Raw genomic sequence first — 11,616 nt, 5'->3', positions numbered from 1 at the left:
ATCGACGGCCGCGGCTGGCGCACCGGCGCGCTGGTGGAGAAGCGCGAGATCCCGCAGTGGTTCCTGCGCATCACCGACTACGCGCAGGAGCTGCTGGACGAGCTGGACCGGCTTCCCGGCTGGCCGGACTCGGTCAAGACCATGCAGCGCAACTGGATCGGCCGCAGCCAGGGCCTGGAGATCCAGTTCCCGGTCGATGGCGAGGACGCGCCGCTCACCGTCTTCACCACGCGTCCCGACACGCTGATGGGCGTGACCTTCATCAGCATCGCCGGCGAACATCCACTGGCCCAGAAGGCCGCGCAGGGCAATCCCGAGCTGGCCGACTTCATCGCCGGGCTCAAGCAGGGCGGTGTGTCCGAGGCGGAACTGGAAACCCAGGAAAAGCGCGGCATGGCCACCGGCCAGTGGGCCAGGCATCCGATCACGGGCGAAGACGTGCCGATCTATGTCGCCAACTTCGTGCTGATGGGTTATGGCACCGGCGCGGTGATGGCGGTGCCGGCGCATGACCAGCGCGATTGGGAATTTGCCAAGGCCTATGGCCTGCCGGTCAAGCCTGTGATCGCGGATGCGGCCACTCGTGATGCGCTGGAAGAAATCAATACTCACCTGCACGATCACGATGACCCGATGGCGGTCGCGCTGGGCGGCCACGCGCCGGTGGACGTGTACGAGATCGACGCTGCGGTGGCGACGGTGCGCGAATTCCTGCGTGGCATTGAAGAAGACGGCGCATCCACCGAACGCGGCTGGCTGATCAATTCAGGCGAGTTTTCCGGGATGGATTTCGATGCCGCATTCGAGGCCTTGGCGGCACAACTTGAGGCTGGCGGCATCGGCAAGCGCCAGATCAACTACCGCCTGCGCGATTGGGGTGTGAGCCGGCAACGCTATTGGGGTTGCCCGATCCCAGTGATTTATTGCGCCAGTTGCGGCGCGGTGCCGGTGCCGGAAGATCAACTGCCGGTGGTGCTGCCGGAAGATGTGGCCGATGCGTTTGCCGCGGGTGATGTGCATTCCCCGATCAAATCAGACGCGGCATGGCGCAAGACAACATGCCCCGGTTGCGGCGGTGCGGCCGAGCGTGAAACCGACACCTTCGACACCTTCATGGAATCGAGCTGGTACTACGCTCGTTACACCTCGCCGGGTGCCGCCGATATGGTGGATCAGCGCGCCAATTACTGGTTGCCGGTGGATCAATACATCGGCGGCATCGAGCACGCGATCCTGCACCTGATGTATTTCCGCTTCTATCACAAGCTGTTGCGCGATGCCGGCTTGGTGACGTGCGATGAGCCGGCCACGCGCCTGCTGACGCAAGGCATGGTGATTGCCGATACCTTCTATCGCGAAGACGCCCACGGCGCGAAGGAATGGATCAACCCCGCCGATGTCGAATTGCAGCACGACGAGCGCATGCGGGTGATCGGGGCCACCTCGCGGATCGATGGCCTGCCGGTTCTGATCGGCGGCACCGAGAAGATGTCGAAGTCGAAAAACAACGGGGTGGACCCGCAGGTACTGGTGGACAAATACGGTGCCGATACCGTGCGCCTGTTCTCGATGTTTGCCGCCCCGCCAGAGCAATCACTGGAGTGGAGCGATGCCGGGGTGGAAGGCATGGCGCGCTTCCTGCGTCGCTTGTGGCGTGATGTGCACGCGCATGCCGCGCAGCCCGATCACCCGGTCGTTGCTGTTGCACACCTGGATGCGGCACAGAAAACCCTGCGCCGGTTGGTGCACGAAACCATTCAGAAAGTGGGTGATGACTACGCCCGCCGGCACAGCTTCAATACCGCGATTGCCGCGTTGATGGAGCTGCTCAATCACGTCGCCAAGTTCACCGATACCAGCGATCAGGGCCGTGCCGTGCGCCACGAAGCCTTCGAGGCCATCGTGCTGCTGCTCAACCCGATCACCCCGCATATTTGTCACGCGTTGTGGCAAACGCTGGGCCATCCGGAAACCTTGCTGGAAGATCAGCCGTTCCCGCAGGCCGATGCGTCCGCCATGGTGCGCGATGCGGTCAAGCTGGCGGTGCAGGTCAACGGCAAGCTGCGCGGCACCATAGACATGCCCGTGGATGCCAGCCGCGAAGCGCTCGAAGCGGCGGCGCTGGCCGAACCGAATGTGGCCAGCTTCGTGGCCGGGCACACACCGAAGAAGGTGATTGTGGTGCCGGGCAAGATCGTCAATATCGTGGTGTGACAGCACGTTCCGACCCCGTTGTAATGGGGTCGGCAGCAATTTTTCTGTCGTTTTCGCCTAGACTTCCAAGAATGAACTCACGCCTGCTTACCATCGCCCTTGCCGCAACCTTGCTGTCCGGTTGTGGTTTCCATCTGCGCAATGCGCTCAACCTGCCGGCCAATCTGGGCCCCGTGCGGGTGTTGGCCGCCGATCGCTACAGTCCCTTGTCGGAACTGTTGGCGGATGGTTTGCAGCGTGCCGGCGCGCAGGCAGCTGCGGCCGATGCCACTGAAGGTGTTGCCACCTTGCAGGTGATTTCCGAGCAATGGGCCGATACCCCCATCAGCAACGACCAGTCCGGGCGAGCACAGGAATACGCGCTGCGCTATGCGGTGATTTTCAGCCTGCATCGCGCCGACGGCAGCGTGGCCGTGCCGCAGCAGGCAGTGGAATTGTCGCGCGACTATTTGGCCCCGGCGGTGGACTCCATCGGCAAGGCTAGCGAGCGCGAAATGCTGGTGAAGGAGTTGCGCCGTGATATGGCCGCAGCGATTTTGCGGCGGGTCGATGCGGCATCGAAAGCGGTGGTTGTGCCCTGATCCGGGCGCAACCCGGCTCTGTGGCTGGCGTATGGAGCGCTGACAGATGGAACTAAGCGCCGACCGGTTGCCCGCACAGCTTGCGGCGGAGCCGCTACGCCCGATCTATCTGGTCGCGGGCAGTGAAGCGTTATTGGTATTGGAAGCGGCCGACGCCGTACGTGTGGCGGCGCGCAAGCAGGATATCAGTGAGCGTGAAGTGCATGACATGGACGGCCGCGATGCCGACTGGGATGCACTGGACGCCAGCATCCATGCCCCCAGTTTGTTTGCCAGCCAGCGCTTGATCGAGGTGCGTTTGCCGACCGGCAAACCCGGCAACGACGGCAGTAAATTGATCACGGGGTTTTGCGCCAATCCACCCAGTGATGTGGTGCTGCTGGTAATCGCCGCAGAGTGGTCAAAAGCCCATGCCGGCAAATGGAGTGAAGCGATTACCAGGGCCGGACATGTGGTGATTGCATGGCCGGTCAAGCCGCATGAGTTGGTTGGTTGGATGGGCGCACGCTTGCGCAGCCGCGGCCTCAAAGCGACGCCGGATGCGGTGACGCGGCTGGCGCAACGGGTGGAAGGCAATTTGCTGGCGGCGGCGCAGGAAGTGGATAAGTTGGCGCTGCTGCTGCATGGCAGTGGCGAGGTGCTGGATGTCGAGCGGATGGACGCGTTGGTCGCCGACTCTGCCCGCTTCGACGTGTTTCGACTTGCCGATGCCGCGTTGAACGGGCAGGCCGCGCAAGTGGCCCGCATCATCGCTGGCCTGCGCGCGGAAGGTGAAGCCATCCAGGCGTTGATGGGCATGGTGGTCAAAGAGTTGGGCACGGTGGCAGCGCTGGCGCAGGCGCGCAATTTTGCCGCCGAGTGCAAGGCGCAGCGCATCTGGGATTCGAAGCAAGCGGTGTACAAGCGTGCCTTGGCGCGCCATTCGCCGGAGCGTTGGCAGCGGTTTCTGAGCGATGCCGGCCGCGTGGATCGCATCTCCAAAGGCCGTGTTCGCCTGGGTCAGGAAACTACCGACGCGTGGCAGCAATTGGAACGCCTGCTGCTGGCGGTGGCGGATAAAGGCGCGCTGCGCTTGCTGGCCCCGTGAGCCGTTTGCGCATTTGCTATGGCGGAAGCTTCGACCCCGTGCATAACGGGCACCTGGCGGTAGCCACGGCCGCCCGTGATGTATTCGCGGCCGAGGTGTTGATGCTGCCGGCGGGCGATCCGCCGCATAAGGGCATCACCCATGCCGATGCCGAGCAACGCGCGGCGATGCTGGCATTGGCGCTTGCCAATGTGACTGATATTGCGTTGGATCGCCGCGAGCTGCACCGTGCTGGCCCGTCCTACACGGTGGATACCCTGCGCGAGCTGCGCGACGAATGGGGCCCACGCACACCCATCGCATGGTTGATCGGTGCCGATTCCCTGTTGCAATTACACACATGGCACCGCTGGCGCGAATTGTTCGACTTCGCCCACATCCTGTGCGTGCAACGCCCTGGCTCGCAATTGGATGCGCAACGTCTGCGCACCGCAGCGCCCGAGGTGTTGGCGCAAATCAATGGCCGCTGGCTGCCACCGGCGGCACTGGTGGAGGCGGCCACAGGTGGATTTGCACTATTGCCGCTGCCGCAGTTGCGCCCGGAATCGTCCAGCGAGCTGCGTCGGCGAATTGCCAGCGGTCACGAATGGCAGTCGTGGGTGCCGCCGCCGGTTGCGGCCTATATCGTCCGTCAAGGACTGTATGGGGGGGACGCCGCTATACTGCCACCATCTTTATCGAGCGATCGCCCTTGACTACCGCCGCCCAAGTTATCAAAACCAGCCTGCCCACCCCGCCGCCGTCCGTGGATGTGCTGCTCAAGTCCGTGCACGACGGGCTGGCAGAACTCAAAGCCAAGGATGTGGTTGAAATCGACGTGCGTGGCAAAAGCAGCGTCTGCGATTACATGGTGGTTGCCTCGGGCACCTCCACCCGCCACGTGAAATCGGCAGCCGATGAAGTGGTGCGGTTCGCCAAGCAACTTGGCGTCATGCCCCTCGGCGTGGAAGGCGAGCGCGAGGCCGAATGGGTGTTGGTGGATCTGGGTGATGTGGTGGTACACGTCATGCTGCCGCGCGTGCGCGAGTTCTATGCGCTGGAACGGCTGTGGTCGGTGGGCGATCAACACCCGGGCGATGGCGCGGCCGACGTTGCCTGAGCGTCTTCCCCCTGAAGGGGATCGCTTGAAACATGAAAGCGCGCCTGATCGCTGTCGGTGAACGCGCCCCTGGCTGGGTTGCACAGGGCTTTGCCGAATACCAGAAGCGCCTTTCCCACGGGCTGCCATTGGAGCTGGTGGAAGTGGAACCCGGCGTGCGCGGGAAAGGGCGCGACACTGCGCGTGCGATGAGCGATGAAGGTGCGCGGGTACTCGCCGCGCTATCCAAAAACACGCATGTGGTGGCGCTGGATGGCCACGGCAAAATGCATTCCTCGGAGCAACTTGCCGCGCGGCTGGAATATTGGCGCAGCCAAGGCCGCGACCTGACCTTCCTGATTGGCGGCCCCGAAGGCCATGCCGCCGACGTCATCACGCGTGCGGATGAACACTGGTCACTCGGCCCACTCACCCTCCCGCACATGCTGGTGCGGCTGGTGCTGGCAGAGCAGCTGTATCGTGCCACCGCACTATTGAGCAACCATCCCTATCATCGCGCTTGAGCAGGCACGTTGATTTGCCGCACGATAGGCAAATGAACGAATACTTTCTTCCTGATCCCGCAGCCACCGATGCGTTGGGCGCGCAGCTTGCGCAAACCTTGCCGGAACGCGCCGTTATCCATCTGCAGGGTGATTTGGGAGCGGGCAAATCCAGTCTGGCGCGGGCATTGTTGCGCAGTCTTGGGGTTACCGGGACCATTCGCAGCCCCACCTACACCCTTGTCGAGCAATATCCGTTAGCGCAGGGTGGCTTGGCGGTGCATCTGGATCTGTACCGCATCGGCAACCCCGGCGAGCTGGAATTTCTGGGGCTGGATGGCGGCGAGGCACGGTTATGGCTGGTGGAGTGGCCCGAGCGCGGGCAGGGCGCGCTGCCGCCGGCGGATCTGGAGATCGCACTTCAGACCGAAGGTTTAGGACGGCGCTGCAGGCTGCAGCCACATAGCCCTTGTGGCAAGGCTTGGCTGGATGCACTGGCGTCAGGGTGAGCTTTCAGGCATTCAGTTCAGTGATGGCGCATGAATGTCTTGCAGGTTGCGGATTTTGAAGGGAAAAGTACTTGCAAACACGGGTTGCAGGTGGTTTACTCCGGGCCATGCGCACCAAGCGGAACTGCTCTCAGCTCTGGATGTCAGCGGCCACGTTGCTGGTTGCGCTCAGCTGTGTCTCGGCAAATGCCTCTGAAATCAAGCAATTGCGTTTGGATGTCGGGGTTACGGGGACGCGCGCCGTGGTGCAGCTGGATAAGCCCGGCAGCTACAAGTTGATTCGCTTGTCCAACCCGGAGCGGTTGGTGGTGGATTTCCCTGACAGTCATCTGGCCCGCAATCTGGCAGTGCCGGCGGCCTCCGGGATCGTCAAAGCCGTGCGCACCGGACAGCCCGTGGCAGGCACGGTGCGCGTGGTGTTTGACCTGTCCAGCCCGGTCGCGGCCATCCCCACTCTGGTGGACACCGCAACCACGGGGGCCCAGCTGCAACTGGAATGGCCTGGCGATGGGGTGGCGGGCAAGCCCGACGTGGGGGCGCAACCGCAACTGCAGAAACCACCGGTTGTGCTACCGCAAACGGCCAGCTTGGCGGCACCGTTGGCCACTGCCGAAAGCAAGGCCAAATCGGGTTCGAAGCCTGAAGCAAATGTTGTTGCGAATGCGCAGCTCGATGCCAGCAAGCCAAGCGCGAAGCCAATTCTTGCGGCAACCACCAAACCCGCGCTCGACCCCATTGCCGAATTGGCGAAGCAGGTGATGACGGCGGGGCCGGTGGCCGTGGAACCGACCAGCAAACCACAGCCGGATGTGCCGGAAGCGACGACGCAGCCACCTGCCCCGGTTTTGCCGAAAACACCGATGCAAAAGGGCATGCGCCCCCTGATCGTAGCCATTGATGCCGGCCACGGCGGGCAGGACCCGGGTGCGCACGGGTTGAATGGTGCGCGTGAAAAAGATGTCACCTTGGCCATCGCCCGGGAACTGGCGCGGCAGGTCAATGCCACGCCGGGGTTGAAGGCCTATCTGACCCGTGATGCCGATGTGTTCATCCCGCTGGAATATCGCGCCCGTCGCGCCAGCGCCAACAAAGCCGACATCTTCCTGTCCATTCACGCCGATGCCGCTGAAAATCGCGGCGCACGCGGCTCATCCGTATATGTGTTGTCCACCCGTGGCGCGTCGTCGCAGCGCGCACGCTGGCTGGCCGACAAGGAAAACGCCGCCGACGTGATTGGCGGCGGGCGCGTGAAAGTGGCCGACAATACCTTGACGTCGGTGCTGCTGGATTTGACCCAAAGCGGCAATATGAAAGCCTCGGAAGATGCTGCCGACCATGTGTTGGGCGGCTTGAAGCGGGTGGGCAATAACCACAAGCCGGATATCGAGCGCGCCAATTTCGCGGTGCTGCGCACGTCCGACAAAATGCCGGCGATGCTGGTGGAAACCGCCTTTATTTCCAATCCGGATGAAGAAAAGCGGCTCACCGACCCCACCTTCCAGCACACCTTGGCGGGTGCGATCCTGGACGGCATCGACACCTATTTCTCGCGCCAGCCGCCGCCGGGCACGTTGTACGCCGCGCGTGCGCAGGCCGCACAATCGGCACAATCGGAAACCCCCGTTCGCGGTGGTATTGGCGGCAGCCGCTAAGCCCCAGTCATCGCGCGGCAGCGGCTAAACTTGGCGGGTGAATATCCGTCAACTCCCCGAAGTTCTCATCAACCAGATTGCCGCCGGCGAAGTCGTTGAACGCCCCGCCTCGGTGGTCAAGGAATTGGTTGAAAATGCGCTGGATGCCGGCGCGCAACGTATCGACATTGACCTGGAAGAAGGCGGGGTGCGGCTGATCCGCATCCGCGACGATGGTGGCGGCATTGCCCCCGAGCAATTGCCACTGGCGGTGAGCCGGCATGCCACCAGCAAAATTGCATCGATCGATGATTTGGAATCTGTGGCCACGTTGGGCTTTCGCGGCGAAGCACTGCCGTCGGTGGCCTCGGTCAGCCGTTTCCGGCTGGTGTCACGCGCACGCGATGCGCAGCATGGCGCGGAGTTGCGCATCGATGGCGGCAGCCTTGGCGAAGTGGTGCCGCAGGCGCATCCGCAAGGCACCACGGTGGAAGTGCGCGATCTGTTTTACAACGTGCCGGCGCGGCGCAAATTCCTGCGCGCCGAACGTACAGAGCTTGCCCATATCGAAGACTGGCTGCGCACTTTGGCACTGGCGCGGCCGGATGTGGAATTGCGCGTCACCCACAACGGCAAGCCGTCGCGGCGTTGGAAAGGCGAGGGTGACCTGTTGTCGGAGCTGCGTCTGCACGAGGCGTTGGGCGAAGACTTTGCGCGCAATGTGCTGCGCGTGGACCACAGCGCTGCCGGGATGCGCCTGCATGGCTGGATCGCGCAACCGGCCTACAATCGCGCCAGCACCGACCAGCAATATCTGTACGTCAATGGCCGCAGCGTGCGTGACCGCAATGTGGCCCATGCGGTACGGCAAGCGTATAGCGACGTGCTGTTTCATGGCCGCCACCCGGCCTATGTACTGTTTCTCGAACTCGATCCGCGCGGCGTGGACGTCAATGTGCACCCCGCCAAGCATGAGGTGCGCTTTCGTGAATCGCGGTTGGTGCATGAATTTGTCTATCGTGCCCTGCACCAGGCGCTGGCTGAAACCCGCGCCGGCAATGGGCAAACGGTGTCGGGTGCTAATACGGGTGCTGCGGCGCAAGCTTGGCCACTGCCGCAAGTCCCGCAGCAACAACCGATGGGCCTGCGTGTCAGCGATGCGCCTGCCGCCTATGCCGCGCTGTATGCGCCGCGTGGTGGCGCTGCGGTCATGCCATCGGCACCGCTGGCAGCCATGGCGGCGATACCCGAAGACGCACCTGGCGGCATGCCGCCGCTGGGCTTTGCCATCGCGCAACTGCACGGTATTTATATCTTGGCCGAAAACGCCGAGGGCTTGATCGTGGTGGATATGCATGCCGCACACGAGCGCATTGGTTACGAAGCGTTGAAAATGGCGCATGACGGCGCCGGCCTGCGCACCCAACCGCTCTTGGTGCCCAGCCGTTTGGCGGTGTCCGAACGCGAAGCCGATGTGGCTGAACGCGAGGCACAGACGCTGTTGGAACTGGGCTTTGAAGTGCAGCGCAGCGGGCCGCAATCGCTACTATTGCGCAGCGTGCCGGCACTGCTGGCGCATGGCGATGCCGAGGCCTTGCTGCGCGATGTACTCACCGACCTGCGCGAACACGGCAGCACCCGACGGGTGGCCGAAACCCGTGACGCATTGCTGGCCACCATGGCCTGCCATGGCGCGGTACGCGCCAATCGGCGGCTAAGCATCCCAGAAATGAACGCCTTGCTGCGCGACATGGAAATCACCGAACGTTCCGGCCAATGCAATCACGGCCGGCCTACGTGGACGACATTCAATTTGGCGGAGATCGATAAATGGTTCTTGCGCGGACGTTGAAGTACGCCGGCATCGTGCTGGTTGCGGGAGTCACAATGGCTGCGTGTCATCGCCCACCGCCGAAGCCGTCGATGGACGAAGCAGCACGGATTGAAGCGGCCGCAAAACAATATGCGCATGCGCAATTCATGTGGCGTGGCCGGCGCGTGATTGCACTCACCCGCGCCGATGGTTGGACCAGTCTGATTGGGCTGCACTGGCTGGACCCTGGCTCCCATCGGGTGGGCAGTAGTCAGGACAACGGCATTCGCTTGGCGATGGGTCCGGCGCATCTGGGTTTGCTCAATGTGCGCGATGGCAAGGTCAGCTTCACCGCCGATACCGAGGTGACCATCGATGGTTTCCCTGCGCGCAGCGGTGTGCTGCGCAGCGACCACGATCCAAACGGCGCCAGTGTGTTGGGGTTTGATGGCGATAAAGGTCAGGCCACGGTGATCGAGCGCGGCGGCAGACTTGCATTGCGGGTCAAACACGCCGATGCCGATAGTCGCGTGCATTTTGCCGGCCTGACCTACTGGATCGGTGGGCAAGATTGGCAAATACCGGCGCGTTTCATCGCCCATCCAGCCGGCAAGACTTTGCCGATTGCCAACATCATCGGCAGCACGGATGACATCCCCAACCCCGGCGTGGTGGAATTTGTTCGCGGTGATAAAACCTATCGGTTGGAAGCTTTGGATGAAGGCGAAGGCACCTTGTTCTTGGTGTTTGCTGACCGCACCAGTGGTCACGGCAGTTACGGTGCCGGGCGCTTCATCGATGCCCCCAAGCCCGATGCCAATGGCCGCTTGGTGATTGACTTCAACCAAGCCTACAACCCGCCCTGCGCGTTCACGCCGTTCGCCACCTGCCCATTACCGCCGCCGGAAAATCGCCTGGATCTGAGTGTGGAGGCTGGCGAGAAGGCCTACGCCAAGCCCGCAACCACTGCCAAGGATGCCCCATGACCTGCAAACGACTTGCTCTGCTGCTGTGCGCGCTGCTGCTGCCAGTGGCCCACGCCGCGCAACAACCCAGCCCGCCGGTTGCCGCTGCCGCCACGCCTGTGCAGCGCCCGCTGCTGTGGAAAGTGTCGGATGCCGACAATGCCGTGTATTTGCTGGGCTCGTTCCACTTGTTGAAAGCCGATGACTACCCGCTGCCGGCGGAGATAGATCGCGCATTCGATGACAGCCAACAAGTACTGTTTGAAGTTGACCCTGCGGCGATGACCGCGCCTGAAACCATGACCAGGATGCAGCACTACATGGGTTACGACAATGGCAAGAGCCTGAGCCAAGTATTGCCAAAGCCCACGCTGGAAAAATTGAACACCCTGCTAGCCGCCGGCGGTGGTTCGGTGCAGGCGGTGGAGCAGCAAGAGCCATGGGCGGTAAATCTGGCCTTGGTGCTCAGCGTCAGTCAGGCACTGGGTTTTCGCCCCGAGTTGGGGATGGATCGGCAATTGATGGAACGCACCGCCAAAGCCGGCAAGCCCGCCGCAGGGCTGGAAACGATCGACGCGCAATTGCAGGCGATGGACAGCATTCCGTATGCCGAACAAAGCCAAGGCATCGACGAGTTTCTGGCCGACCCGCAAAAAGCCATCCACCAACTCAATGACATGCACGCTTGGTGGCGCGCTGGGGATGTCGAAAAATTAGACAGCGGCATGCGCGCCGACATGGCCGGCAAAACCCCGGAAAGCTACCGCCTGCTGGATGTGCAACGCAATTTGAACTGGCTGCCAAACATCCAATCCCGTCTGGATGGCGTGAAATCCGGCAACACCTTGATCGTGGTCGGCGCATTGCATCTGCTGGGCAATGACGGCCTGCTGGAACTGCTGCGTGGCAAGGGTTACAAGGTCGAGCGGGTGTGTGATCGCTGCGAGTTGTGAGGACACTGCTGGTGCGTTCCATTTGCCATCATTCAACCCGGGAGCACAATAACAACCTATGACGCGCTGGGAAACACGATGTCGGTTCGCAATGGCCTCAATCACACCACGTCGTACGCCAGCCATAGTGGCAATGGTCTTCCCGGGTCTGTCACTGGCCCGAATGGAGATATTCGGGAGTATGTCTACGATGCGCAAGGGCGCGTACAGATATTCAGGACGAAGTACAACGTGACCTGCCCCCATTAGCCATACCAGCCGTTACTGGGCGTGCGAATAGGC

General features: G+C 62.5%; 11 protein-coding genes. All 11 read left to right on the top strand.

The window, feature by feature from the left end:
- On the top strand, positions 1 to 2,214 hold a 2,214-nt coding region (locus tag QWB57_RS02915; RefSeq protein ID WP_288968264.1), incomplete at its 5' end, for a class I tRNA ligase family protein.
- Between the two features lie 71 nt (positions 2,215 to 2,285).
- The gene (lptE, locus tag QWB57_RS02910) at positions 2,286 to 2,795 is read left to right on the top strand and encodes an LPS assembly lipoprotein LptE (protein WP_223626903.1); all 510 of its coding nucleotides are present in this window, start codon (positions 2,286 to 2,288) and stop codon (positions 2,793 to 2,795) included.
- A 46-nt stretch (positions 2,796 to 2,841) separates the two neighbouring features.
- Positions 2,842 to 3,882 carry a DNA polymerase III subunit delta gene (gene holA / locus QWB57_RS02905; protein WP_288968262.1) on the top strand — a complete coding sequence of 347 codons (1,041 nt, stop codon included), beginning with the start codon at positions 2,842 to 2,844 and terminating at the stop codon, positions 3,880 to 3,882.
- Entirely contained in the window at positions 3,879 to 4,577 is a 699-nt protein-coding gene (gene nadD, locus QWB57_RS02900) for a nicotinate-nucleotide adenylyltransferase (protein ID WP_288968261.1), read from the top strand. Before holA ends, nadD begins: the two co-directional genes overlap by 4 nt.
- Positions 4,574 to 4,981 carry a ribosome silencing factor gene (rsfS, locus tag QWB57_RS02895; RefSeq protein ID WP_223626909.1) on the top strand — a complete coding sequence of 136 codons (408 nt, stop codon included), beginning with the start codon at positions 4,574 to 4,576 and terminating at the stop codon, positions 4,979 to 4,981. The genes nadD and rsfS overlap by 4 nt, the downstream gene beginning before the upstream one ends.
- A 32-nt stretch (positions 4,982 to 5,013) precedes the next feature.
- Positions 5,014 to 5,484: a 23S rRNA (pseudouridine(1915)-N(3))-methyltransferase RlmH gene (gene rlmH / locus QWB57_RS02890; RefSeq protein WP_223626912.1), complete on the top strand. Its 471-nt coding sequence runs from the start codon at positions 5,014 to 5,016 to the stop codon at positions 5,482 to 5,484.
- Positions 5,485 to 5,516: 32 nt separating this feature from the next.
- Entirely contained in the window at positions 5,517 to 5,972 is a 456-nt protein-coding gene (gene tsaE / locus QWB57_RS02885) for a tRNA (adenosine(37)-N6)-threonylcarbamoyltransferase complex ATPase subunit type 1 TsaE (protein WP_223626915.1), read from the top strand.
- A 107-nt stretch (positions 5,973 to 6,079) separates the two neighbouring features.
- Positions 6,080 to 7,624 carry an N-acetylmuramoyl-L-alanine amidase gene (locus QWB57_RS02880; RefSeq protein ID WP_223626917.1) on the top strand — a complete coding sequence of 515 codons (1,545 nt, stop codon included), beginning with the start codon at positions 6,080 to 6,082 and terminating at the stop codon, positions 7,622 to 7,624.
- Positions 7,625 to 7,661: 37 nt separating this feature from the next.
- Positions 7,662 to 9,455 (top strand): DNA mismatch repair endonuclease MutL, encoded by a 1,794-nt coding sequence (gene mutL, locus QWB57_RS02875; RefSeq protein WP_223626920.1) that lies wholly within the window; start codon positions 7,662 to 7,664, stop codon positions 9,453 to 9,455.
- Positions 9,452 to 10,402, top strand: a complete 951-nt coding sequence (locus QWB57_RS02870) for a DUF1684 domain-containing protein (RefSeq protein WP_288968265.1) — start codon at positions 9,452 to 9,454, stop codon at positions 10,400 to 10,402. The genes mutL and QWB57_RS02870 overlap by 4 nt, the downstream gene beginning before the upstream one ends.
- Positions 10,399 to 11,334, top strand: a complete 936-nt coding sequence (locus tag QWB57_RS02865) for a TraB/GumN family protein (RefSeq protein ID WP_288968258.1) — start codon at positions 10,399 to 10,401, stop codon at positions 11,332 to 11,334. Before QWB57_RS02870 ends, QWB57_RS02865 begins: the two co-directional genes overlap by 4 nt.
- Positions 11,335 to 11,616: the final 282 nt, after the last annotated feature.

Origin of the sequence: uncultured Thermomonas sp. (assembly GCF_937872235.1) — a bacterium.
GTDB classification, from domain to species: domain Bacteria; phylum Pseudomonadota; class Gammaproteobacteria; order Xanthomonadales; family Xanthomonadaceae; genus Thermomonas; species Thermomonas beijingensis.
Note: the sequence above shows the minus strand (reverse complement) of the source record. Positions and strands in the feature narration are given on the sequence as shown.

Bases quoted from the DNA above. Each gene is read 5' to 3' on its own strand.
- QWB57_RS02865 (WP_288968258.1), top strand. From the start codon at position 10,399: ATGACCTGCAAACGACTTGCTCTGCTGCTGTGCGCGCTGCTGCTGCCA.
- tsaE (WP_223626915.1), top strand. From the start codon at position 5,517: ATGAACGAATACTTTCTTCCTGATCCCGCAGCCACCGATGCGTTGGGC.
- rlmH (WP_223626912.1), top strand. From the start codon at position 5,014: ATGAAAGCGCGCCTGATCGCTGTCGGTGAACGCGCCCCTGGCTGGGTT.
- lptE (WP_223626903.1), top strand. From the start codon at position 2,286: ATGAACTCACGCCTGCTTACCATCGCCCTTGCCGCAACCTTGCTGTCC.
- QWB57_RS02880 (WP_223626917.1), top strand. From the start codon at position 6,080: ATGCGCACCAAGCGGAACTGCTCTCAGCTCTGGATGTCAGCGGCCACG.
- holA (WP_288968262.1), top strand. From the start codon at position 2,842: ATGGAACTAAGCGCCGACCGGTTGCCCGCACAGCTTGCGGCGGAGCCG.